The organism is Kitasatospora sp. NPDC088346 (assembly GCF_044740765.1).
Taxonomy (GTDB): Bacteria; Actinomycetota; Actinomycetes; order Streptomycetales; family Streptomycetaceae; genus Kitasatospora.
In genome coordinates this window covers 63,144-85,577 of record NZ_JBIURH010000015.1, presented here as the reverse complement: position 1 = coordinate 85,577, position 22,434 = coordinate 63,144, and the positions used below count along the sequence as shown (strand labels likewise).

Genomic DNA, 22,434 nt, shown 5'->3' with positions numbered 1-22,434 from the left:
TGCGCCCGCGCGGGTGGGGATCGCGCCGGCCCCGGGCGCCCGGGCCGGTCAGGGTGCGGGCAGCCCGGCCGCCATCGGCGGCCAGGCCGGGTCGAGGGCGAGGGCCGACAGCTGGTCCGGGCTCAGCAGCGGCGCGTTCGGGTAGGGCTCCGAACGGCCCGATCCCGGGCCCGGCACGTTGCCCGCGCTGACGCTCACCACCGTCCCGTCGGGCCGCCGCAGGACGGCCCTCCACACCTGCTCGCCGCCGAGCGCCCGCTCGGGCCGGTGGACCGTCAGGTAGCTGCCGTCGGGCTGCGCGGCGGTGGTGCAGTCGGCGGTGTCGGGCCCGCACCCGCCGTCGCCCGCCGTCCGGCCGTGCGGCACCCCCCGGCTGATGCTGATCTCGACGCCGCCCGTGCCGCGGCCGTCCGTGGCGGTGTAGCCGGCCGTCATCAGGCCGGCGGCCGGGCTGCCGGCGGGGCCGGGGTCGTGCTTGACCGGACGGCTGAGCCGCAGGTCGGCGGGCAGCTTGGACGCGAACAGCTCCAGCAGCCTGCCGGCGTCGGCCGGCGCCTGGGCCGACGCGGAGGGCGAGGGAGAGGCGGCGGCCGGGGCCGTCGCGGGGGTTCGGCCGGCGTCCTCGGATGCCGGACGGAGCTGGAGGGTGAACGCGCCGAGGCAGCCGAGTGCCGCCACGGCCGCGGCGCTCGCGATCACCGCGTGCCGACGCCTGCGACGGCGCCCGCGCTGCGCCGCGCCGGCCGCCATGAGCTCCAGCGGAGCGGGCGGCGCGGACTGGGCGGCCGCCCGCAGGGCGTGGCTGAAGTCGTCCTCTGGGGACATGGGAGAGCCTGCTTTCGGATCGGATTGGAAGGCTGGGTCGGCCGGAGCCGGTACGCCGGGTCAGCGCGGATCGGCCGCCGCGTGTTCGGCGAACTCGTCGCCGAGCAGGGCGCGGATCCGGTTCAGCGCCCGGTGGCTGCGCGAGCGGACCGCGGTGGCACTCAGCCGCAGGACCTCCGCGGTCTCCTCGACGCTGCGGTCCTCCCAGAACCGGAGGACCAGCACGGCGCGGTCCTGGGCGGAGAGGTCCCGCAGCGCGCGCAGCAGGGTGAGACGCAGCGCGGGGTCGTGGTCGGTGACGGCGATCTCGGGGAACTCGAAGGTCACCTGCTCGCGGCTGCTGCGCCTGCGGCGCTGCGACAGGAAGGTGTTGACCAGGACCGTCCGCGCGTAGCCGGCGGGGTTCTCCAGGCGGGACAGGCGTCGCCAGCGTACGAACATCCGGCTCAGCGCCTCCTGCACCAGGTCCTCGGCGAGATGCGGGTCACCTCCGGTGAGCAGGTAGGCGGTCCGGTACAGCTGCCCTCCGCAGGCCACGGCGAAGTCGAGGAATTCGAGCGGTCCCGGTGGCGGGTGAGCGGTCGTCGATGAGTGGTCCATGCCCGGCTAACGCCGTGGACCCGCGGTCGCGTTGCAGGGTGCCCGGAATCTTCCGCGCCGGCCCGGGAGGGCGCCCACCTGCCGCGTTCCCGTCGCGGGTGTGGCACCCGATGGCGGCTGACGTGCCCATCGCCGCTATAGTTCGGCCAGCCTCTCTCCTCCGGGCGCCGCCGTGCACCGCCACGTCCGCCCGGGCGGGCGGGATGCGTCTCGCCGGAACGGGGCCGGTGCGGCGCGCTGTTGGCGCGGCGGACCGGGGACGGGCCGCCGCCGAGCCCGAACCCCGGAACTGTGCGTCGAACCATCCGGGAGTAGCGATCATGACCCCCTCCACGAGCCGCCGCTGCGGCGCCGTCGCCGCCGTCACCACCGGCGCCCTCCTGCTGAGCGCCTGCGGCACGAGCGGTGGCAAGCCCTCGCTGCGCGACCAGCTGCCCGAGGCGATCCGCAAGGCCGGGGTGATCAAGGTGGGCGCTTCGTACACCGCCGCCCCGATGATATTCCGGAGCCCGCAGGGCCTGCCGGACGGTCTCGACCCCGACCTCGCCGCGGCACTGGGGAAGGCGCTCGGGGTCAAGTTCGAGTTCCAGGACGTCGGCGCGTTCGCCAACGTGATTCCGGGCGTGCTCGACAAGAAGTTCGACGTCGGGATGTCGGGCATCACCGACACCCGCGAGCGGCAGCAGGGCGTCGACAAGGACAACAAGCCGGTCAACGAGGGCGTCGACTTCGTGGACTACTTCATGGCCGGCTTCGGGATGATGGTCACCAAGGGCAACCCGGCGAAGGTCACGAAGCTCGACGACCTGTGCGGCCACTCCGCGGTGGCGAAGAAGGGCACCATCCACGACGACCTCGCCACCCGCCAGCAGAAGGCCTGCGAGCGCCTGGGCAAGCCCCTCAAGGTGGTGGAGGTGGACGCGGACGCGGACGCCATCGCCGGTCTGCAGAAGAAGCAGGTGGACGTCTACATCACCGACTACCCGAAGGCGCTGTACAACGCCCAGACCGTCGACGGCGGGCAGACCTTCGAGGTCGCGGGCCAGCAGCTCCAGCCGCGCCCGTACGGCATCGCGCTGCGCAAGAGCGACACCGAGCTGCGGGACGCCCTCACCAAGGCGATGAACTCCCTCGTGGTGAACGGCACGTACGACAGCATCCTGTCGGCGCGCCAGCTGACCGCCGGCGCGGTCCAGAACTCCGTCGTCAACGGCGGCAGCTGAGCGGATCCCCGGGCGCCGGGCGGGCAGCCGGTCGCGGCCCGGCCGGTGACGGCGGTAGCCATGCGTAGATGTGTCATGTACGCTGCGTGCTGCTGGCATGGAACGACATGCGGGTCCGGCCGTCGCCCCGTGGGGGGAGCGCCGACCGGACCCTGTTGCCCAGCTGAGGCCCGGTTGCCGCTCCGTGGGGGGAGCGCCGACCGGGCCTGGCTTCTATATACCCCATCCCGTGGGCCGCGTGCATGACAATTGTCTGGTCTGCGGCCCTTTCCGCGCCCATCTGTCCAGAAACCGCCGACCGGCCGGCACCCCGGCGGCGGCCGTCGAGCGGCCTCCCGCGCCCCCGTACGCGAAGCTGGGGGTGGCAGGCAGCGGGGACGACGGGCTTCCGGGAGGTGGACAGGTGTCCTCCAGCAGCAGGCCGGATCGGCGTGAGCGGCGCCGGCCGCGCCCGTGGATCCTGGTCGCGGCCATGGCGGCGGTGCCGGCCGCGCTCCTGGTGGTGGACGAGCTCACCCCGCCCGACATCCGGCTCGGCCCGCTGATGGTGGCCGCTCCCCCGCTCTCAGCGGCGTTCTGCGCGCCGGCCGGAGTGCTGGTCGTGGTGCTGGTCATGCTGCCGTGCGTGATCCTCTCCGGCCGGGCCAACCACCAGTTGGGCTCCCCGAACTTCCCCGTGCAGCTCGCCACCATCCTCCTGATCAGCCTCGCCTCCGTCGTCGCCGCCGCCGTGCGGCAGCGGCGCGAACGCCAGCTGGCCCGGTCCCGGTCGGCCGTGGAGGTGCTCCAGCACATCCTGCTGCGCCCGCCGCCGGCCCGGATCGGCCCCCTCGACCTGGCCTGCCTCTACCTGACCGCCGACGAGGAGTCCTCGGTCGGCGGCGACCTCTACGCCGCCACCGTCGCGCACGGCCGGGTCCGCCTCCTGCTGGGGGACGCCCAGGGCAAGGGCCTGGTCGCGCTGGAGACGGCGGGCCAGGTGCTCGGCGCCTTCCGGCGGGCCGCCCGGCACCACGCACGGATGGAGGACCTGGTCGCCGAGGTCGAGGAGGACCTCCGGCAGGTCCTGGCGGAGGCCGCCGCCGGGGGCGCGCCCGGCGCCAACGAGGGCGACTTCGTCACCGCCGTCTTCCTCGACCTGCCCGCCGACGACGACCGCCGGATCCTGATCGCCAACCTCGGCCATCCGCCGCCGCTGCTGCTCCACGCCCACCTGGTCAGTGCGCTGGACCCGACCACCCCCACCCCGCCGCTCGGGCTGGGCGACCTGGCCGGGGCCCGTCCGCCGGCCGACACCTTCGGCTTCCCGCCCGGCGCCACCCTGCTGCTGTACACCGACGGCGTCGTGGAGGCCCGCAACCGTGCCGGGGACTTCTACCCGCTGGCCGAGCGGCTGCGCCGGTGGACCGCCCTGCCACCGGCCGGCCTCCTGGACGCCATCCACACCGACCTGCGCCACCACGTCGGGGCGCGTCTCGGCGACGACGTCGCCATGGTGGCGATCCGCCGCACGGTGCTGCCCACGCCGGACCAGGACCGCTGAGCGCCCCCGCCGGCCCCGGCTCCGCGGCCGTCCGGCGCGTCAGTCCCGGAAGCTGGCCCGGTCCTTGGCGAGGAAGATCTTCCCCGGCCGGATCGACTCACCGCCCCGCACCGGTCGGAGCTCCACGCCGAGCCGGCGGACCCCGACCACGGCCCACACCATCCCCTCGGAGAAGGACTGCTGGCGCCACTCCTCCTGCGCGGCGAACAGCGGGCTGACCGCGGCCCAGCCACGACCCGGCACGAACCGGCCGACCGACCACGGGTGATCACCCCGGACGTCCCAGAGGGTGCCGATCAGCGAATCGCCCTGCCACACCTCGAAGTCGGCCGACCTCTGCGCGACCTTCGGCACGTCACCACCTCCACCGTCGGCCCGACCGTACCGGCAGCCGGCCGACCGGCAGGCAACGCCCAGCGGGCCGGCAGCCCAACAATCGGCACCCCGCGCCCGGGCCGCCCGGCCGGTGAGGGCCACCGCGGACGCCGGCCGGCGTCACCCGCGCGGCGGCCGCGCCTCCCGTTCCGCGGCCTCGGCGACGCGTTTGATGCGCGCCAGCCGCCGGTCCCAGTCGGCCGCGAGTGCGGCCATCCACCGCGCCGTCGCGTCCAGCGCCGCGGGCCGCACCGCGTACCGCACCTCGCGTCCCACCCGGCCGCCGGTGACCAGCCCCGCGGCGTCGAGTGCGGCCAGGTGCTTGACGACGGCCTGCCGGGAGACCGGCAGCTGTGCCGCGAGGGTCGTCGCGGTGGCCTCGCCCTGTGCGGAGAGCAGGTCCAGCAGGTGCCGCCGCGTCGGGTCCGCCAGGGCCGCGAGGACGCCGTCGACCCCCTCCGCGGCGGCGCTGTGCTCCTGCGTCACGCGGGGGCCTGTTCGGCGCGCGTCCGCAGGGCGCCGAGGACCTGAGGCCAGCCGCCGGTGTTGTCCTCGACCGCCTTGGTACGCAGCTCCTCGGACCCGGCGAGCGCCGCGAACCCGCTCTCCACCACGCGCAGCCTGGTCCACTCGCCCTCCGGGGTCAGCGTGAACTCCACGAGGGTGCTGTTGTCCGCGCGCAGCTCCTCCCCGGGGAAGGCGCTGGCCCAGCGGTAGGCCAGGTAGGTCGGCGCTTCGACCTTCTCCACCCGCACCGGGAACTCCCCGTAGGTGGCGTTCTTCGCCACCACGGACTCCCCCGCCCTGGCCACCGTGCCGGCCACGGCGTCCGGCTCCGCCACCCAGAAGCCGGGCTCCGCCACCAGGGCCCAGACCCGCTCCACGGTGGCCTCGATCAGAATGTCGCGTTCGATCCGGTCCTCGGTCATGAGAGGGCTCCTCCGTGTCTCCGTCGCCATCGTGTGCAACTCCAGAGTTGCACGTCGAGCCCCCAGGTGCAACCTATGAGTTGCACCTGGGGGCGACAGGAGAACGCGCCGCGACGGCGGGCCACACGGTCAGGCGTCCACCGCCGCGAAGGTGCGCCGCAGGTGCGCCACGGCCGCGCCGGGCCCGGCGATCCGGAGCCGGGCACCCAGGTACCCGTCCGGCCGGACCAGGAAGGCGTCGCCGTCCCGCGCCGCGTAGGCGGTCCGGAAGGAGCCGTCGGCGTCCCGGAGCCACGCGGTCCGCGCACCGTCCGCACGCGTCCCGGGCGCCAGCACCGCGTAGACGTCCAGCAGACCGTGCGCCGCCGTCCGGGCCGCCTCCGCGAAGCGGTACAGCTCGTCGGACGCGGTGGACCCGCCCGCGTACAGCAGCAGCGCGTGGTTCGGACTGCGCAGCAGGTCGTACAGGCGCACCGGGTAGGCCGCCAGGGGGCGCCGCAGCCCGGTGCAGTCGGGGGCGCGGTCGCCGGCGGCGGGCCCGGCCGCGGCCGTGCCGCCCGCGCCGTCCGGCTCGGCGAGCGGCCCACCGCGGTAGTTGATCAGCAACTGAGCCTCCCGGCGCAGCAGCGTGGCCGGGTCCTCCGGGTCACCCTCGATGCCCGTACGGGCGTGCCGCACGGTGCGGCTGACGACCTCCTCGCCGACCGGGTGGCGTTCGGCGTGGTACGTGTCGAGCAGCCCGTCGGCGGCGATGCCCCGGACGGCCAGGGCCAGCTTCCAGGCCAGGTTGTACGCGTCCTGCACACCGGTGTTCATGCCCTGGGCGCCGGTCGGCGGATGGATGTGGGCGGCGTCGCCCGCGAGGAGGAGCCGGCCCTCCCGGTAGCGCTCGGCGAGGCGGTGGCTGATCCGGAAGACGGAGGACCAGCGCATCGCGGAGGCCGTGGTGGGCTGCGGCGAGAGCCGGTCGAGGACCGCCTGGATGTGGTGCAGCTCCGGCTCCCCGCCGCTCTCCAGGCCGTGCGCGACGCGGTCGCCCGCGGGCCGGGCGAGTTCGGGCGGGACGAGCATCGACATCCGGTACCGCCGCACGCCCGGCAGCGGGATGCAGACCAGCAGGTCGTCGGTGCCGCCGTCGGCGGCGCGGTGGACGGCGCGGACGCCGTAGCCCTCCGGCAGGTCCCAGTCGACCTCGACGTCCCCGAGCATGTACTGCTCGGGGAAGGCGTCACCCTCGAAGCCGATCCCGGCGGCGCGGCGCACCCGGCTGTGGGCGCCGTCGCAGCCGACCACGTAGCGGGCCAGGACCTCCTCCGGCCCGGTGGGCGTGTCCAGCGCGGCCCGGACGTGGTCGGGGCCCTGTTCCAGGCCGGTCAGCTCGCTCCCGCGCTCGACGGCCGTTCCGTAGCCGGCGAGGTGCTCGGTCAGCAGCCGCTCGGTGGTGTACTGCGGCAGCGCGGCGAAGCGGTACGGCACGTCGTCGGGCAGTTCCAGTTCGATCCGCGGCCCGGCCTCGCCGTCGACGAACAGCAGCTGGCCGAGCATCGGGACGGCCGCGTCGAGCGCCTCGCGCGCCAGCCCCATGGCGTCCCACAGCTCCAGCGTCCGGGGCTGGACGCCGACCGCCTTGGCGTACATCTGGGGTGCCGCGAGCCGGTCGACGATCCGGCAGTCGACACCCCGGCGCCGCAGCTCGGCCGCGGCCGTCAACCCGACCGGACCGGCTCCCACAACCAGTACGTCCGTCTCGCCCATGGAGTGCTCCCGGGTGTCGGGGCCGTGCGGATCCGCACCCGTCCAGGCTGCCCCGCGCGGCCACCGGGCCGCCACTCGGGCCGGGCGGCGGCCGCGCGGGGGCGGCCCGGTCAGGTCATGGTGACCGTGGCCACCCACGGCGGTCCGGGGTTGGCGGCCGTCAGGAGCTGCATCCCGATGCTCCCGCCCGGGTCGACGCCCAGGTCCCGGCACCAGTCGTCGAAGGCGTCGAAGGGCACGGTCACGGCGTACGGGCCGTGCCAGACCCCGCCGTCGTCCGCCTCCGCGGAGAACGTCGAGTACGCGTCGGTGGTCCACGGCGGGGCGACCGACCCGCCGGGCTCGATCCGGAACCATCCCCCGGAGGCCCGGTCCGCGCCCTCGTCACAGCCCTTGCCGAGGTAGCCGGGCACGGGCCGGACGCCCGCGCTGTGCTGGAGTGGTTCCCGGGGGGCCGGGCGGCGACCGGATCGGTGGTCTCCTCCGCGTAGCCGGCCCGCCGCTCCGCGAGGACGCGGTCCTGGGCCCGCAGGCCGTCCGGGCGGAACGCCACCCGTCGGTCGGGTTCCGGCACGTCATGGGGCGGCACGGTGGACTCCCTTCGTCGGATCCGATTCCGTCCGTCCAGGCCGTACACGTCCCGCCCCGGCCGGGGACGCGCCGCCGAGCCGGTCTCCCGCCAACCCTGCAGCCAGGAACCGAAGTTGACCGTTCACCAGGTCGACCGTCAGCGCGGGCGGCACGAGGCCTCCGACCGGTGACCGCCGACCGGTCCGCCGGGGAGGCGGCAACCCTCAGGGGTCACCTGGTCCGCCTCCTGGGAGGCGGTGACCGGGGGAAGGACCGGCGTGGTGGAGGGGTGGGCCCGTCCGGCGGCCGCCGCTGCGGCGCAGACGGCCACGCCGAGCAGCACGCTCGCCAGGCCGACGACGCGGCTCCGCACGGCGGGGTTCACCGGGGGGCGGACACCCCGGCCGGCTGGACGCCGGCGCGGGACGGGCGGCCCGCGGCACGGGCGAGCGCGGTGTCGATCAGCAGGTCGAGCAGGTCGGCGTAGTCCAGGCCCGCGGCGGCCCAGATCCGGGGGAACTGGGAGGCGGCGGTGAAGCCGGGGAAGGTGTTCACCTCGTTGACCACGGGCCGTACGCCGTCCCGGAGCAGGAAGTCGACCCGCAGCAGGCCCGAGCAGCCCAGCGCCTCGAACACCTCCAGCGCCATCTCCTGGAGCCGGGCACCGAGCCCGTCCGGCAGCCGGGCCGGGATCTCGAACCGGGTCGAGCCGTCGTGGTACTTGGCGTCGTGGTCGAAGAACGCCCGGCCCCCGCCCAACCGGATCTCCAGCGGCGGTCCGGCGTGCAGGGTGCCGTCCGGGTGCTCGACGACCGCCACGTCCACCTCCCGGCCGAGGACCGCCTCCTCCACCAGCACCTTGCGGTCCGACTCCCGGGCGGTGGCGACCGCGGCGGCGAGTCCGTCCCAGGAATCCACCCTGGTCACGCCCAGGCTGGAGCCGGCCCGCGCCGGCTTGACGAACACCGGCAGGCCGAGCCGCCGCCGCTCGCCCTCCGGCAGGTCGTCGCAGCCCGGGCCGCAGAGCAGTGCCGAGGCCGCCACCGGCAGGCCGACCGAGCCGAGCAGCCGCTTGGTGACGTCCTTGTCCATGCCGGCGGCACTGGCCAGCACCCCGCTGCCGACGTACGGGACGCCCAGCAGCTCCAGCAGTCCCTGCACCGTGCCGTCCTCCCCGTACGGGCCGTGCAGGGCCGGGAAGACCAGATCGGCGGTGCCGAGGAGCCGGCCGGCCGCCGACAGGCTGTCCCAGGGGGTGCGCCCGCGGGCCGGGGTGAGGCGGGCCAGGTCCGCGACATCGTAGGAGGCGGCCGGCAGGTCGGCGGGGCCGAACACCCACTCACCGCCCGTGGTGATCCGGACCGGCCGGACGCGGTAGCGGCCGCGGTCGAGGTGGGTGAGGATGCCGGCGGCGGAGGCGCACGACACGTCGTGCTCGCCGCTGCGTCCGCCGAACAGGACGACGACGTCGGTCCTGCCGGGGGTGTGCGGCCGGGTGGGGGTGTCAGACACGGTGGTCGGTCTCCGTCTCGGTCGGGGTCTTGGGCTTGGGCTTGGGCTTGGGCTTGGGCTGGGGCTGGGGCCTGGTCAGGCGCGGCGCGGCGGCCGGGGTCGGGGCAGCGGCCGGGACAGGGACCGGCAGGTAGCGGCGGGGCACCCGGGCGCCGATCCCGGTCAGCACCTCGTGCGGGTTGGTACCGGCCCAGCGGGCCCAGTCGGCGGCGGTGGGCTCCCCCCGGTCGCCGGGGCCGAACACGACGACGTCCTCGCCGATCCCGACGGGCAGCGCGCCCGCGTCCAGCACGCACTGGTCCATCGCGATCCGCCCCGCCACCGGCCGCCGCTCCCCCGCCACCCACATCCGGGCCCGCCCGGAGGCGGCCCGCGGCACGCCGTCCGCGAAGCCGAGCGGGACCAGCAGCAGGGTGCCGTCCCGCGCGGCGGTGTACTCGTGCCCGTACGAGACGCCCTCCCCGGCCGTCACCGGGCGGGCCATGATGGCGCGCGCCCTCAGGGTCATGGCGGGACGCAGCCCGAACACCCGCCCCGGGACCGGCTCGACGCCGTACAGGCCGAGACCCGCGCGGACCAGGTCGAAGTGGGTGGCCGGGGCGGCGAGGCAGGCCGCCGAGTTGGCCAGGTGCAGCAGCTCGGGGCGCAGTCCGGCGTCCCGGGCCGTGGCGACGGCCCGTTCGAACGCGGCCACCTGGGCGGCGGTTCCGGGGCCCGGTCCGTCCGGGGAGACGAGGTGCGACCACAGGCCGCGGACGGCGAGCAGGCCGCGGGTCTCCAGCGCCCGCGCGTGCCGCACCAGGGCGGGCCAGTCGGCCGGTGCGGCGCCGTTGCGGCGCAGTCCGGTGTCGGCCTTCAGGTGGACCCGGGCGGCGACACCGCCGCGGGCCGCGCAGGCCGCGATGCCGGCCAGGTGGACCGGTGAGGAGACGGCGAGGTCCACGCCGGCCAGCAGGGCGGGCGTGAAGTCCTCGTCGGGCAGGTGCATCCAGCTGAGCACGGGGGCGGTGATGCCCTCGGCGCGCAGCGCGAGCGCCTCGGCGGTGGAGGTGACGCCGAGCCAGCTCGCGCCGTGCGCGAGCGCGGTCCGGGCGACCTGGACCGCGCCGTGGCCGAAGCCGTCGGCCTTCACGACGGCCATCAGGGCGCCGCGGGCCCGGGCGGCGAGCAGTTCGGTGTTGTGGGCGACCGCGGCCAGGTCGACGACGGCCTCGGCGTACCGGGCGTCGGCGTGCCGGCCCTCGGTCTGCGGCGGGGCGGGCCGCGGCGGGGCGGCGTGCGCGCGGTGCGGGGGCCGGGGTTCCGCGCCCGCGGGATGGCGGCCGTGGGTCGCCGGTGGTCGGCTGCTGGTCGTGCTCCGCATGGATGGCACCTCCGTCGGGCTCGTGCGGCGGGCACCGGACGTCCGGTCCCGGGCCGCGGCCCAGTCCATCCGACGGACCGTGAACGGGCGGTGAGCCGATCACTCACGTGGGGCTCACACCGGATCGCGCATACTGGGCTGCTCATGATCGGCCCGGGGCGAGCCCGGCCGGACCCGGGGGGACGCGTGGGACAGTTGAGACGGGTCGGACGGGGCGAGCGGGTCGCAAGGGCCGGACGACCGGCCGCGCGAGGAGCCGGACGGCGGACCGGTGGGCGGCGGCCGTGACGACGTACCGCGCGCCGGGGTCCGACTCCCGGCACACCTGGGGCGGGAGCCTGCGACTCCGGCTCACCGTGGTGTTCGGCGTGATGTTCTTCGTGGCGGCCGCGGCCGTCCTGGCGGTGACCCTCGTCCTGGTCGGCAACTCGATGCGGTACGGGCTGGACCTGGCGTTCCCCACCGCCCACAGCGTCGAGCCCTACCTGTCCTCGGACGTGCAGAGGTACCTGGCGCAGCAGCAGTCGGCACAGCCCGCGACGAAGCGGATCATGCTGGCGTCGATGCAGGACAACCTGCTGTTCAAGGGCGGCCTGACGGTGCTCGCCGTCGGGGTGGTCGCGACCACTGCGGGCTGGCTGGTGGCCGGCCGCCTGGTCCGGCCGCTCAGCATGATCAGCTCGACCGCCGAGCGGATCGCCGGCCGCACCCTGCACCGGCGGATCGACCTCCAGGCACCGCCGGGCGAGGTGAAGTCACTGGCCGACTCGTTCGACAGCATGCTGGACCGGCTCGACCAGGCCTTCGCCGGGCAGTCCCGGTTCATCGCCAACGCCGCGCACGAGCTGAAGACCCCGATCGCCGTCAACCGGACACTCGTCGAGGTCGCGATGGGTCGGCCCGAGGCCCCGCCCGAGGTCCGGCAGCTCGGCGAGAACCTGCTCGCCGTCGCCGCGCGCCACGAGCGCCTGATCGACGCCCTGTTGACGCTCGCCCGGGCCGAGGACTCCCTGACCGAGCTGGTGCCGCTGGACCTGGCGGAGCTCGCCGAGTCCGTCCTGGACTCGGCCGCCGTCGAGGCGGAGCGACGCGGGGTGACCCTGGACGACCAGGTGCAGCCGAGCACCGTGACCGGTGACCCCGTGCTCCTGGAGCAGGTGGTGCGCAACCTGGTCGACAACGCCATGCGCTACAACGTGCCCGGCGGGAAGGTGACGGTGCGGACCTCGATGGGCCGGCAGGACGCCGAGATCGTGGTGGCCAACACCGGTCCGGTCATCTCCGCGCACGAGATCCCGGTGCTGTTCGCGCCGTTCCGGCGGCTCACCGACCGGGTCGGTTCGGCCCGTGGCAGCGGGCTCGGCCTGTCGATCGTCCGGGCGGTGGCGCAGGCCCACGGCGGCGAGGCGACCGCGCTGCCGCGCCGCGGCGGCGGGCTCACCGTCCGGGTGCTGCTGCCGGTGTCCGGGCCCGATCCGGCCGCGGGCCACGGCCGCTGACGGTGCGTCGGCCGGCGACCGCCGGCGACCGCCCGGCCGGTGGTCAGGGGATGCGGTAGCCCGTCCCCGTGATGGTCTGGATCAGCGGCGGTTCGGCGAGCTTGCGACGCAGGCCGCGGATGGTGACCCGGACGATCGTGGTGAACGGGTCGATGTTCTCGTCCCAGACCCGTTCGAGCAGGTCCTCGGCGGAGACCGGCGCGCCCTGGGCCCGCAGCAGCTCCTCCAGGACGGCGAACTCCCTGCGCGACAGGGCCAGCGGCCTGCCGTCGCGGGCGGCCGCTCGGTGGTGCGGGTCCAGCCGCACGCCCGAGCGTTCCAGGACGGGCGGTGCGGCCGGGCGGGCGCGCCGTCCGAGCGCGCGGATCCGGGCGACCAGCTCGGCGAAGGCGAACGGCTTCGCCAGGTAGTCGTCGGCCCCCAGGTTCAGGCCCTCGACGCGCTGGGCCAGCGAGGCCGAGACGGTCAGCATCAGGACCCGCACGTCCGACCCGGCCGCCACCGTCCGGCGGCACACCTCGTCGCCGTGCAGCCCCGGCAGGTCGCGGTCGAGGACCATCACGTCGTAGCTGTTGACCGTCAGGCGCTCCATCGCCGCCTCGCCGTCGTGGGCGAGGTCCACGGCGAAGCCCTCGTTCCGCAGCCCCTCCGCGATGGCCCGGGCCAGCAGTTCCTCGTCCTCGACCACCAGTACGCGCATGGACTCCCGCTCTCGTTCCCGTCCCTTGATCGGACGTGGCCCACCCCCGAACGGTTGCGCGACACCGGGCCCGGAGCCCGCCGCGGTGGGACCGGCCGCGCGGTCGGCCGACGTGATCCCGGCAACTCCGGACCGGAAATCCCGGCGAACCCCTGGACACCAACCGGACCGAACAGGTAGAAATCGCGCAACGAAACTCCGTGTACCCACGGTTTTCGATCATGGGCCGCTCCCTCGCGCCCGACCCTGCCCCACCCCCGCACGCGCGGCCCACCGCCGCCGCGGCGGACCGGGCCGCAGTCCCGCCCCACCACCACGCCGTGGGAGCACGGACCCAGATCCCGACACGCCCACCGCCGAGGTACCCCATGCCGCTGACCCCCGCAGACATCCGCAGCAAGCGGTTCGCCACCGTCCGCCTCCGCGAGGGCTACGACGAGACCGAGGTCGACGACTTCCTCGACGAGGCCGAGGCCGAGGTGGAACGGCTGCTGCGGGAGAACGAGGCCCTGCGCGCGAAGCTCTCCTCGACCCGGCTGCGGCCTGCGCCCGCTCCTGCGCCTGCCCCTGCGCCTGCGCCCGCGCCCGCCTCCCTGCCCGCGCCCACCCCCATACCCGCACCCGCGCCTGCGCCTGCACCTGCGCCCCGCCCGGCCTTCGCACAGAGCGCCGGCCACGTACTGGAGCACGCCCAGCGGGTGGCCGACCAGGCCGTCGCAGCCGCCCGCGGCGAGGCCCAGGCGATCTTCACCGCGGCCCGGATCCGCGCGGACGGCGTCGAACACGGCGCCCGCGCCCGCGCCGCCTCCCTGGAGCACGAGGCCCGGACCAGGCACCAGACGGTGATCGGCGGGCTGGAAGCCGCCAAGGCCGCCGTCGAAGGCCGCCTCGACGAGCTGCGCAGCCTCGAACTCGAGTACCGCATCCGCCTCAAGTCCTACCTGGCCCAGCAGTTGCGCCGCCTCGACCCACCCGCCGACCCGGTCGCCCCCGCCCCCACCGACCTCCCCCCGCCCCACGCCACCACCCCACCGGCCGACACCCAGCCCCTGCCGACGATCCCCACCTCGCCGGAACTGCTCCACGCGGCTGCCGCCCGCTAGTCCTGTCCGCCCCGCTCCGCCGGCCGCCGCGGCGAAGCCACCCGGGACGACGCATCCACCCCGGTCGACGCCGGTGCCTGCCCGACCGCGGAATCTCGCGCGATGATCCGCACAAGGTCAAGGACGACTACCAGGGGCCCGGCGGACGCCGGGTGGCAGGACGCTACCTGGCGCACGAGTTCCGTGCGGACGCCGGGCGCCGCATGCTCTACCTGGAAAAGCACTGCTGACAGCGGGACGAGTCACGCTCGTACGAGGATCCGGGTGCGGAAGAGCCGGAATGGGGCCCGGCCGCACATGGCACTCTTGATGTGGCCGGCCACGACCGTGCGCGTGGGCGGCAGTGCGTCCACCAGCGGTATCTGGATCGGGCGGCCGTCTCCCCTTTTCACGTGCTTCTTCAGGCACGGTCGGCGCTGGAGGCAGGTCCGCTGACCTCCACGAGCCGCCGGTAGTCCAGTGCCAGCGCACCCGTACCGCTCCGCGGCGCCGCACCCGGTACGGGGGACGTACCCACGCGCCCCGCCTTCGTGGCGCGATCCTGCCGGACGGCGCGTCCCCGGCTGCCCTTCGGATCGCGCCGGGGCGCCCGCCTCCGGGTGCCCCCGCCGACGACGTGCGCCGGTCCGACGTGCGCCGATCCGGCGTGATCAGTGTGAGGGTCCCTCGGTCCCGCTCTGGCCGGGGAGACCGGCCTCCCGGGCCAGGGTGCCGAGGATGCGGCGGAGGGCGTCGCGGTCGGGCGCGCCCAGGGAGGCCGTGAGGTCCGCGTCGAGGGCGTTGGTGACGGCCAGGCAGGTGTCGAGGAGGGCCCGGCCGGTGTCGGTGAGGGAGAGCTTCTGGCGGCGGCGGTCGTCCGGGTCGCGGACGCGTTCGATGGCGCCGAGTGCCTCCAGTTGGTCGGCGAGGCCGACCACCAGGCTCGGCATCACGCCCATGGTGCGGGCGATCTCCTGCTGGGAGGCGGGGGTTCCGGTGCTGAGGACGGCCATCAGCCCGACGTGCTTCGGTTTGACGCCCAGCGGCTCGACTGCGTCGGCGAACCGGGCGGAGACCAGCGAGCCCAGGATGCCGAGGCGAAAGGCGAGGGTGCCGGTCAGCTCGGAGGCGTTGACATCGTCCATGGCGGTAACGCTACTCTCTGAGAATCGTTCGAAGCACGAATCATTCAAAGAGGGATCGAAATGGCCGTCACCACCCGCGCCCGCCGGGGCCGCCTGCTGCTCGCCGCCAACGCCGTCTTCGCCGCTGTCTCGGCCGCCTTCTGTGTGGCGGCCGCCCTCGATCCCGGACTGCTGCTGCCGGACGCCGGCACCGGCGCCGGCTCCTACGCCCTGGCCTACGCCGCCCGCCAACTCCCGCTCAGCGGCGCGCTCGTGCTGCTCCTCGCACGCGGCCGCCGCTCCGCGCCGGTACCGCTGCTCGCGGTGTCGGGTGTGGCGCAGCTCGGCGACGCCCTGCTCGGGCTCGGCTCCGGGATCCCGGGCGTGGCCGCCGGGGGAGGCGTCGGCGCCGCCCTGCACCTCGCCACCGCCTGGCACCTTCGCCGCACCGCCCACCACCCTTCGACCACCCCCACCCCCACCCCCGCCACCACGTGACGCCACGACGCCCGTCGGCCCTGCGGTGTCCGAGTCCCGGACGCCCCGGTGGCCGGGCGCGCGGGGGTTGGTAGCATCCGAGCGAGCCGTGACTGGCGCGCAGGGATGGATTCACCATCGGGGAGCGGCTCCGTGTCTCACGCTGTCGCCGTGCGCCTGGGCCGTCCGAATCCCCCGCGAGGAGACCGCCTTGGCCAGTCCTGTCACGCATTCCCCCGCCAACACCGCCTTCCGCACCGCGCTCGACGTCGTGCGCGAGGTCGAGCCGCGCGTCGCGGCCGCCATCGGGGCCGAGATCGCCGACCAGCGGGCGTCCCTCAAGCTGATCGCCAGCGAGAACTACGCCTCCCCCGCCGTGCTCCTCGCGATGGGCAACTGGCTGAGCGACAAGTACGCCGAGGGCACCGTCGGGCGCCGCTTCTACGCCGGCTGCCGCAACGTCGACACGGTGGAGTCGCTGGCCGCCGAGCACGCCCGCGCCCTGTTCGGCGCCCAGCACGCCTACGTGCAGCCCCACTCGGGGATCGACGCCAACCTGGTGGCGTTCTGGGCGGTGCTCTCCCAGCGGGTCGAGAGTCCGGCGCTCGGCCGGGCCGGGGTCCGCCAGGTCAACGACCTCGGCGAGCAGGACTGGGCCGAGCTCCGCCGGGAACTCGGGAACCAGCGGATGCTGGGGATGTCGCTGGACACCGGCGGGCACCTCACCCACGGCTTCCGTCCGAACATCTCGGGCAAGATGTTCGACCAGCGCAGCTACGGCACCGACCCCGCCACCGGGCTGATCGACTACGACGCGCTGCGGGCCACCGCACGGGAGTTCCGGCCGCTGATCCTGGTGGCCGGCTACTCCGCCTACCCGCGGCTGGTGAACTTCCGGCTGATGCGGGAGATCGCCGACGAGGTCGGCGCGACGCTGATGGTCGACATGGCGCACTTCGCCGGGCTGGTCGCGGGCAAGGTGCTCACCGGCGACTTCGACCCCGTGCCGCACGCGCAGATCGTCACCAGCACGACCCACAAGTCGCTGCGCGGCCCGCGCGGCGGCCTGGTGCTGTGCGACGCCGAGCTGGCCGAACACGTCGACCGGGGCTGCCCGATGGTGCTCGGCGGCCCGCTCTCCCATGTGATGGCGGCCAAGGCCGTGGCGTTCGCGGAGGCCCGCCGGCCCGAGTTCCAGGACTACGCCCGGCGGGTGGTGGACAACGCCCGGGCGCTGGCCGAGGGCCTGCTGCGGCGCGGGGCCTCCCTGGTCACCGGCGGCACGGACAACCACCTGGTGCTCGCGGACGTCTCCGGTTACGGTCTGACCGGCCGTCAGGCCGAGGCGGCGCTGCTCGACTCGGGCATCGTCACCAACCGCAACGCGGTGCCGCAGGACCCGAACGGCGCCTGGTACACCTCCGGCATCCGGATCGGCACGCCCGCGCTGACCACCCGGGGCCTCGGTGCGGCGGAGATGGACGAGATCGCGGGCCTGATCGACACCGTGCTGCGCGGTACGACCCCGGCGCCCGGGTCCGGGGGCGCACCGTCCAGGGCCGGATACCGGCTGGACGACGCGCTGCGCGACGGCGTGGCCGAGCGCGCGGCCGACCTGCTGGCGGGCTTCCCGCTGTATCCGGGCATCGACCTGACGTAGCGCGCACGGCGGCGCGCCGCCGCCGGAAGACGCGCGTCCGGGCCGGCCCGCGAGGGCCGGCCCGGACGCTGTGGTCGCATCGGGTCAGACCAGGTCGAACCGGTCGAGGTCCATGACCTTCGCCCACGCCGCGACGAAGTCGGTCACGAACTTCTCCTTCGCGTCGTCGCTCGCGTAGACCTCGGCGAGCGCGCGCAGTTCGGAGTTGGAGCCGAAGACCAGGTCGGCTCGGGTGCCGGTCCAGCGGACCTCACCCGTGTCGGCGTCGCGGCCCTCGAAGGTGTTCGCGTCCTCGGAGGTGGCCTTCCACGTCGTGCCCAGGTCGAGCAGGTTGACGAAGAAGTCGTTGGTCAGCACGCCCGGGGACGTGGTGAGCACACCGTGCGAGGAGCCCTGGTGGTTCGCGCCCAGTACCCGCAGGCCGCCGACGAGCGCCGTCATCTCGGGGGCGCTCAGGGTCAGCAGGTTGGCCCGGTCGACCAGCAGGTACTCGGCGGGCAGCCGGGTGCCCTTGCCGAGGTAGTTGCGGAACCCGTCCGCGGCCGGCTCCAGCGCCGCGAACGACTCCCGGTCGGTCTGGTCCTGCGCGGCGTCCACCCGGCCGGGGGTGAACGGCACCTGGAGGTCGAAGCCGGCGTCCTTGGCGGCCCGTTCGACGGCGGCGCCGCCGGCGAGCACGATCAGGTCGGCCAGCGAGATCCGCTTTCCGCCGCTCTGGGCGGAGTTGAAGGACTCCTGGACGCCCTCCAGGGCGCGCAGCACGACGGCCAGCTGGTCGGGCTCGTTGACCTCCCAGCCGTTCTGCGGCTCCAGCCGGATGCGGCCGCCGTTGGCGCCGCCGCGCTTGTCGCTGCCGCGGAAGGACGAGGCCGACGCCCAGGCGGTGGACACCAGCTGGGACACCGGGAGGCCCGCGGCGAGGACGCGGCCCTTCAGGTCGGCGACGTCGGCGGCGTCGACGAGCTCGTGGGTCAGGGCGGGCAGCGGGTCCTGCCACAGCAGCACCTCGGTGGGGACCTCCGGGCCGAGGTAGCGCGCGACGGGACCCATGTCACGGTGGGTCAGCTTGTACCAGGCACGGGCGAAGGCGTCCGCGAACGCCGCCGGGTCCTCCAGGAAGCGGCGGGAGATCTGCTCGTAGGCCGGGTCGATGCGCAGCGCGAGGTCGGTCGTCAGCATCGTCGGGGCGTGGGTCTTCGACGGGTCGTGGGCGTCCGGGACGGTGCCCGCGCCGCCGCCGTCCTTCGGCTTCCACTGGTGGGCACCGGCAGGGCTCTTGGACAGCTCCCACTCGAAGCCGAAGAGGATCTCGAAGAAGGTGTTGTCCCAGGTCACCGGGGTGTTCGTCCAGGCGCCCTCAAGGCCGCTGGTGATCGTGTCGCCGCCCTTGCCGGTGCCGAAGGCGCTCTTCCAGCCGAGGCCCTGCTGCTCCAGCGGGGCGGCCTCGGGGTCGTCGCCGACGGAGTCCGCCGGGCCGGCGCCGTGGGTCTTGCCGAAGGTGTGGCCGCCCGCGATCAGGGCCACCGTCTCCTCGTCGTTCATCGCCATCCGGCGGAAGGTCTCGCGGATGTCGCGGGCCGCGGCGAGCGGGTCCGGGTTGCCGTTCGGGCCCTCGGGGTTGACGTAGATGAGGCCCATCTGGACGGCGCCGAGCGGGTTCTCCAGCTGCCGGTCACCGGTGTAGCGCTCGTCGCCCAGCCAGGTGGTCTCGGGGCCCCAGTAGACGTCCTCCTCGGCCTCCCAGACGTCCTCGCGGCCGCCGGCGAAGCCGAAGGTGGTGAAGCCCATCGACTCCAGCGCGACGTTGCCGGCCAGGATCATCAGGTCGGCCCAGGAGATGTTCTGGCCGTACTTCTTCTTGACCGGCCACAGCAGGCGGCGGGCCTTGTCCAGGTTGGCGTTGTCCGGCCAGCTGTTGAGCGGGGCGAAGCGCTGCTGGCCGGCCCCGGCGCCGCCGCGGCCGTCGCTGATCCGGTAGGTGCCGGCGCTGTGCCACGCCATCCGGATCATGAACGGGCCGTAGTGGCCGTAGTCGGCCGGCCACCAGTCCTGCGAGGTCGTGAGGACCTCCGCGAGGTCCTGCTTGACGGCGGCGAGGTCGAGGCCGCCGAACGCCTGGGCGTAGTCGAAGTCCGCGCCGAGCGGGTTGGCCACGGCCGGGTTCTTGGCGAGGATCCGCAGGTTGAGGCGGTCCGGCCACCATTGGCGGTTCCCGCCGCCCTGGGTCGGGTGCGGGGAGCGCCCGTGCACGACCGGGCAGCCGCCCGTGTCCTCCGTCTTCGCGTCTACGACGATTGCATCATGGTTCTCAGACATGGGAATCCTTCCGGGGCGGGCGGATCGCGGTGCACAGGAACGATGGGCTGCGGAGCGGCCGGGGAGCGGGCCCCGGCGGACGGCCCCGGCCCCGCGGAACGGGAGGCCGTGGCCGGTCGAGAGGGTGCGGCAGGCGGGGCCGCGGACGCGCCGGCGGCCGGTGGGACACGAGAGACGGGGAGGTCCGGCCGGTGCGAGCGGGCGCAGCCGGGGCGGTCGCCCCGACGCGGGGGCGTTCCCCGTCCCGGAGGCTCTCGGACGGTGCGGCGGACACGGCAGTCACCTGCGGGCCGACCCCGCGCTGCTGCTCGGCGGTGGTCCCGTCATGTGTCTGCCTCCTGCCGGTTGGGAGTCGTCCCGCCCCTTGGCTCGTGCCGGAGCCGATCTTACGATAGACAGAGTCCAAGTCAAGAATATCACCAGAAGCACGCCCAATCGGAATGCGGACTTCCACTGATAAAATCCCGAAATCCCACGACCCGAAGGTGAACCGATATGAGCGACCTGCTGGAGCGACTCAGAGGACGCGGCTGGCGGATGACCTCGCAGCGGCGTGTCGTTGCGGAGGTACTCGACGGCGACCACGTGCATCTGACGGCCGACGAGGTCCACGCCCGCGCGATACAGCGCCTGCCCGAGATCTCCCGGGCGACCGTCTACAACACCCTGGGCGAGCTGGTCTCGCTGGGTGAGGTCACCGAGGTCTCGACCGACGGGCGCGCCAAGCGCTACGACCCCAACGCCCACCATCCGCACCAGCACCTGGTCTGCTCCGGCTGCGGCACCATCCGCGACGTCCACCCGACCGGCGATCCGCTGGCCGACCTGCCGACCGCCGAGCGGTTCGGCTTCACCGTCTCGCGGGTCGAGGTCACCTACCGCGGGCTGTGCGAGTCCTGCGCCCGGACACCGTCCGCGGGCCCGGCGGCCTGAGAACGGCAGAACGAACCGGCCGGCGAGCAAACCGAACGAACCGGCCGAAGAACCGACCGAACGGACGAACCAGCCGAACGAACCGGCCGGGCGGCCTCACCCCCAGGGCAGCGCGGCCCGGGTGCGCCAGTACGCCTCGGCGGGTTCGGCGAGCGCGGCGAGCCCGGACAGCTCCTCGGGGGCGAGCCGCAGCCCGGCGGCGGTGAGGTTGGAGGCCAGCTGGTCCGGGGTGGCGGCGCCGCTGAGCACGATGTCGGCCCACGGCTGGGCGGCGACCGCGGCGAGCGCCAGCGCGTCTCCGGACGCCCCGGTGCGGGCCGCGCAGGCGCGGAGCGCAGCGGTGTCGGGGCCGGTGGCGTTGCGTCCGGCGAGGCGGCCGTTGGCCATGCCCTCCTTCACCACGACCAGCCATCCGGCCGCGTGCGCCTCGGCCAGCGCCGGCCCGGCGGACGGCTCCAGCAGGTTCCAGGTGGCCTGGACGGCGGCGAACAGCGGCTGCCCGTCCACCGTCACCTCCAGCGCCGCGCGCACGGCGGCCGCCTGCGCGGAGCCGCTGGTGGACAGCCCCACCCGGACGCCCTCGGCGGCGAGTCCGGCCAGCCGCCGGTGCAGGGCGGGGTCGGTCAGCGCCGGACTGTCGGGGGTGACCGAGTGCACCAGGTACACGTCGAGCCGGCGGCCCAACAGCGCTCTGGTCTCGGCGATCTGACGGTCGAACACCGCCGCCGCGTGCTCCTTGACCTCGTGCACGGGCACCCCCGAGGCCTGCCAGTCCGCGGTGTAGGTGTAGCCCCACTTGCTGCCGACCGTGGAGTCGGCGGCCGCGTCGGGCCTGGCCGCCAGCCACTCGGCGAGGAACTCCTCGGCGCGGCCGTAGGAGCGGGCCGTGTCGAAGTACCGCACCCCGGCCGCGTGGGCGGCGTCGAGCAGGGCGTGCGTCCGCCGCCGCAGCGCGTCGACCGTCCGCTCGGCGGGCAGGTCGAGGTCCCGGCCGAGCGTGATGTAGCCCGGCCGCCCGACGGCGGCGGTGCCCAGGCCGAACCGGCCCGTGGACGGGCCCGCGGGGTCGGTGGCGGCGGTTGCGGCCGGCATGACGTGGTCCTTTCGGTGGCTCCCGCCGGCGGCCCCGTGCACACCGCCGCCGGCACCGCCACCCTATCCACCCCCCGGCGGCCCGCTGCCGGGGTGCCGGGCGTCCGGGCGGCGCCGGTGCCGCGCGGCACGGCCTAACCTGATCGCCATGGACGAGATCGACGGTGTGGAGATCCTCGCGTTCGCGGACGCTCCCGCGTTCGAGCGCTGGCTGGCCGAGCACCACACCCGCCACGAGGGCGTGTGGATCCGGATGGCGAGGAGGACCTCGGGCATCGCGTCGGTCACCTCCGACGAACTGGTCGACGTCGGGCTCTGCTTCGGCTGGGTCTCCGGGCAGCGTCGCGCCCTCGACGAGCGGCACTACCTGCAGAAGTACGTGCCGCGCCGGGCCCGGAGCCTGTGGTCGCAGGTGAACGTGGAGAAGGTCGCGCACCTGACGGCCGCCGGCCGGATGCGGGATCCGGGCCTCGCCGAGGTGCGCCGGGCCCAGGAGGACGGCCGGTGGGCCGCCGCGTACGCGTCGCAGCGCACGGCGACGGTACCGGAGGACCTCAGGTCCGCGCTCGACGCGGACCCGGCGGCCAGGGCCGCGTTCGAGGCGCTGGACCGGACCGGCCGCTACCTGGTCGCCCTCCCGCTGCTCCAGGCACGCACCCCCGAGGCCCGGCGGGCCCGTCTGGAGAAGGCCGTCCGCCTGCTGGGGCACGGCGACGCAGCGGGCGGCGCGTAGCGCCCCGCTCCGGGGCCCGCTCCGTCTCCGGTTCCGATGCCGGACCCCGACCATCGCGTCGGTCGGGCGAGTTCCCGCATCGGCGCCCCGCCCCGGTCCGGCCACAGGTCACGGCCGGGGCGG

At 74.9% G+C, this 22,434-nt stretch carries 21 protein-coding genes and 1 riboswitch; of the genes, 8 read left to right on the top strand and 13 right to left on the bottom strand.

What is annotated here, in order from left to right:
• Positions 1-48: 48 nt before the first annotated feature.
• Complete coding sequence (locus ACIOFR_RS20980) at positions 49-825, bottom strand: hypothetical protein (protein ID WP_400999382.1); 777 nt, start codon at positions 823-825, stop codon at positions 49-51.
• Positions 826-885: 60 nt separating this feature from the next.
• A complete protein-coding gene (locus ACIOFR_RS20975; protein ID WP_400999380.1) occupies positions 886-1,425 on the bottom strand; it encodes a SigE family RNA polymerase sigma factor in 540 nt (179 codons plus the stop codon).
• A gap of 320 nt (positions 1,426-1,745) precedes the next feature.
• On the opposite strand from ACIOFR_RS20975, the gene ACIOFR_RS20970 reads away from it, so the two are divergent.
• Together ACIOFR_RS20970 and ACIOFR_RS20965 are read left to right on the top strand one after the other, a co-directional pair.
• Positions 1,746-2,648 (top strand): ABC transporter substrate-binding protein, encoded by a 903-nt coding sequence (locus ACIOFR_RS20970; protein ID WP_400999378.1) that lies wholly within the window; start codon positions 1,746-1,748, stop codon positions 2,646-2,648.
• 403 nt (positions 2,649-3,051) lie between these two features.
• A complete protein-coding gene (locus ACIOFR_RS20965) occupies positions 3,052-4,191 on the top strand; it encodes a PP2C family protein-serine/threonine phosphatase (RefSeq protein ID WP_400999376.1) in 1,140 nt (379 codons plus the stop codon).
• A gap of 39 nt (positions 4,192-4,230) precedes the next feature.
• Here the strand turns inward: ACIOFR_RS20965 and ACIOFR_RS20960 are convergent, their stop codons facing one another.
• The 7 genes from ACIOFR_RS20960 to alr all read right to left on the bottom strand — a co-directional run bounded on the left by ACIOFR_RS20960 (position 4,231) and on the right by alr (position 10,695).
• On the bottom strand, positions 4,231-4,545 hold the full coding sequence (locus ACIOFR_RS20960; protein ID WP_400999374.1) for a hypothetical protein: 315 nt from the start codon (positions 4,543-4,545) through the stop codon (positions 4,231-4,233).
• 141 nt (positions 4,546-4,686) lie between these two features.
• Positions 4,687-5,052: an ArsR/SmtB family transcription factor gene (locus ACIOFR_RS20955; protein WP_400999372.1), complete on the bottom strand. Its 366-nt coding sequence runs from the start codon at positions 5,050-5,052 to the stop codon at positions 4,687-4,689.
• A complete protein-coding gene (locus tag ACIOFR_RS20950) occupies positions 5,049-5,495 on the bottom strand; it encodes an SRPBCC domain-containing protein (protein WP_400999370.1) in 447 nt (148 codons plus the stop codon). Before ACIOFR_RS20950 ends, ACIOFR_RS20955 begins: the two co-directional genes overlap by 4 nt.
• A gap of 129 nt (positions 5,496-5,624) precedes the next feature.
• Positions 5,625-7,250 (bottom strand): FAD-dependent monooxygenase, encoded by a 1,626-nt coding sequence (locus tag ACIOFR_RS20945; RefSeq protein WP_400999368.1) that lies wholly within the window; start codon positions 7,248-7,250, stop codon positions 5,625-5,627.
• Positions 7,251-7,360: 110 nt separating this feature from the next.
• Positions 7,361-7,663 (bottom strand): hypothetical protein, encoded by a 303-nt coding sequence (locus tag ACIOFR_RS20940; protein ID WP_400999366.1) that lies wholly within the window; start codon positions 7,661-7,663, stop codon positions 7,361-7,363.
• 538 nt (positions 7,664-8,201) lie between these two features.
• Complete coding sequence (locus ACIOFR_RS20935) at positions 8,202-9,332, bottom strand: D-alanine--D-alanine ligase family protein (protein ID WP_400999364.1); 1,131 nt, start codon at positions 9,330-9,332, stop codon at positions 8,202-8,204.
• Entirely contained in the window at positions 9,325-10,695 is a 1,371-nt protein-coding gene (alr, locus tag ACIOFR_RS20930) for an alanine racemase (protein ID WP_400999362.1), read from the bottom strand. Before alr ends, ACIOFR_RS20935 begins: the two co-directional genes overlap by 8 nt.
• A 284-nt stretch (positions 10,696-10,979) precedes the next feature.
• Between alr and ACIOFR_RS20925 the strand changes: the two genes are divergently transcribed.
• Positions 10,980-12,194 (top strand): sensor histidine kinase, encoded by a 1,215-nt coding sequence (locus ACIOFR_RS20925; protein ID WP_400999360.1) that lies wholly within the window; start codon positions 10,980-10,982, stop codon positions 12,192-12,194.
• Between the two features lie 43 nt (positions 12,195-12,237).
• Here ACIOFR_RS20925 and ACIOFR_RS20920 read toward each other — a convergent pair whose 3' ends face one another.
• Entirely contained in the window at positions 12,238-12,894 is a 657-nt protein-coding gene (locus ACIOFR_RS20920) for a response regulator transcription factor (RefSeq protein WP_400999358.1), read from the bottom strand.
• A 368-nt stretch (positions 12,895-13,262) separates the two neighbouring features.
• Here ACIOFR_RS20920 and ACIOFR_RS20915 point away from each other — a divergent pair, with 368 nt between their 5' ends.
• Complete coding sequence (locus tag ACIOFR_RS20915; protein ID WP_400999356.1) at positions 13,263-13,997, top strand: DivIVA domain-containing protein; 735 nt, start codon at positions 13,263-13,265, stop codon at positions 13,995-13,997.
• Positions 13,998-14,647: 650 nt separating this feature from the next.
• On the opposite strand, the gene ACIOFR_RS20910 is transcribed toward ACIOFR_RS20915, so the two are convergent.
• Positions 14,648-15,121, bottom strand: coding sequence for a MarR family winged helix-turn-helix transcriptional regulator (locus tag ACIOFR_RS20910; RefSeq protein ID WP_400999354.1), 474 nt, complete (start codon positions 15,119-15,121; stop codon positions 14,648-14,650).
• A 60-nt stretch (positions 15,122-15,181) separates the two neighbouring features.
• Between ACIOFR_RS20910 and ACIOFR_RS20905 the strand changes: the two genes are divergently transcribed.
• Both ACIOFR_RS20905 and ACIOFR_RS20900 read left to right on the top strand, forming a co-directional pair.
• Positions 15,182-15,598, top strand: coding sequence for a hypothetical protein (locus ACIOFR_RS20905; protein WP_400999352.1), 417 nt, complete (start codon positions 15,182-15,184; stop codon positions 15,596-15,598).
• 78 nt (positions 15,599-15,676) lie between these two features.
• Positions 15,677-15,767, top strand: a riboswitch (ZMP/ZTP riboswitch).
• 21 nt (positions 15,768-15,788) lie between these two features.
• Positions 15,789-17,237, top strand: coding sequence for a glycine hydroxymethyltransferase (locus ACIOFR_RS20900; RefSeq protein ID WP_400999350.1), 1,449 nt, complete (start codon positions 15,789-15,791; stop codon positions 17,235-17,237).
• An 84-nt stretch (positions 17,238-17,321) separates the two neighbouring features.
• On the opposite strand, the gene katG is transcribed toward ACIOFR_RS20900, so the two are convergent.
• Complete coding sequence (katG, locus tag ACIOFR_RS20895) at positions 17,322-19,553, bottom strand: catalase/peroxidase HPI (RefSeq protein ID WP_400999348.1); 2,232 nt, start codon at positions 19,551-19,553, stop codon at positions 17,322-17,324.
• 495 nt (positions 19,554-20,048) lie between these two features.
• Between katG and ACIOFR_RS20890 the strand changes: the two genes are divergently transcribed.
• Positions 20,049-20,486, top strand: a complete 438-nt coding sequence (locus ACIOFR_RS20890) for a Fur family transcriptional regulator (RefSeq protein WP_400999346.1) — start codon at positions 20,049-20,051, stop codon at positions 20,484-20,486.
• 96 nt (positions 20,487-20,582) lie between these two features.
• On the opposite strand, the gene ACIOFR_RS20885 is transcribed toward ACIOFR_RS20890, so the two are convergent.
• On the bottom strand, positions 20,583-21,578 hold the full coding sequence (locus tag ACIOFR_RS20885; protein WP_400999344.1) for an aldo/keto reductase: 996 nt from the start codon (positions 21,576-21,578) through the stop codon (positions 20,583-20,585).
• Between the two features lie 148 nt (positions 21,579-21,726).
• On the opposite strand from ACIOFR_RS20885, the gene ACIOFR_RS20880 reads away from it, so the two are divergent.
• On the top strand, positions 21,727-22,311 hold the full coding sequence (locus ACIOFR_RS20880; RefSeq protein ID WP_400999342.1) for a YdeI family protein: 585 nt from the start codon (positions 21,727-21,729) through the stop codon (positions 22,309-22,311).
• Positions 22,312-22,434 lie beyond the last annotated feature (123 nt).

What these genes read in the sequence shown, in the direction of transcription:
- ACIOFR_RS20885 (WP_400999344.1), bottom strand. Translation starts at nt 21,578, where the DNA reads ATGCCGGCCGCAACCGCCGCCACCGACCCCGCGGGCCCGTCCACGGGC.
- ACIOFR_RS20880 (WP_400999342.1), top strand. Translation starts at nt 21,727, where the DNA reads ATGGACGAGATCGACGGTGTGGAGATCCTCGCGTTCGCGGACGCTCCC.
- ACIOFR_RS20905 (WP_400999352.1), top strand. Translation starts at nt 15,182, where the DNA reads ATGGCCGTCACCACCCGCGCCCGCCGGGGCCGCCTGCTGCTCGCCGCC.
- ACIOFR_RS20975 (WP_400999380.1), bottom strand. Translation starts at nt 1,425, where the DNA reads ATGGACCACTCATCGACGACCGCTCACCCGCCACCGGGACCGCTCGAA.
- ACIOFR_RS20890 (WP_400999346.1), top strand. Translation starts at nt 20,049, where the DNA reads ATGAGCGACCTGCTGGAGCGACTCAGAGGACGCGGCTGGCGGATGACC.
- alr (WP_400999362.1), bottom strand. Translation starts at nt 10,695, where the DNA reads ATGCGGAGCACGACCAGCAGCCGACCACCGGCGACCCACGGCCGCCAT.
- katG (WP_400999348.1), bottom strand. Translation starts at nt 19,553, where the DNA reads ATGTCTGAGAACCATGATGCAATCGTCGTAGACGCGAAGACGGAGGAC.
- ACIOFR_RS20970 (WP_400999378.1), top strand. Translation starts at nt 1,746, where the DNA reads ATGACCCCCTCCACGAGCCGCCGCTGCGGCGCCGTCGCCGCCGTCACC.
- ACIOFR_RS20945 (WP_400999368.1), bottom strand. Translation starts at nt 7,250, where the DNA reads ATGGGCGAGACGGACGTACTGGTTGTGGGAGCCGGTCCGGTCGGGTTG.
- ACIOFR_RS20980 (WP_400999382.1), bottom strand. Translation starts at nt 825, where the DNA reads ATGTCCCCAGAGGACGACTTCAGCCACGCCCTGCGGGCGGCCGCCCAG.
- ACIOFR_RS20920 (WP_400999358.1), bottom strand. Translation starts at nt 12,894, where the DNA reads ATGCGCGTACTGGTGGTCGAGGACGAGGAACTGCTGGCCCGGGCCATC.
- ACIOFR_RS20910 (WP_400999354.1), bottom strand. Translation starts at nt 15,121, where the DNA reads ATGGACGATGTCAACGCCTCCGAGCTGACCGGCACCCTCGCCTTTCGC.
- ACIOFR_RS20915 (WP_400999356.1), top strand. Translation starts at nt 13,263, where the DNA reads ATGCCGCTGACCCCCGCAGACATCCGCAGCAAGCGGTTCGCCACCGTC.
- ACIOFR_RS20950 (WP_400999370.1), bottom strand. Translation starts at nt 5,495, where the DNA reads ATGACCGAGGACCGGATCGAACGCGACATTCTGATCGAGGCCACCGTG.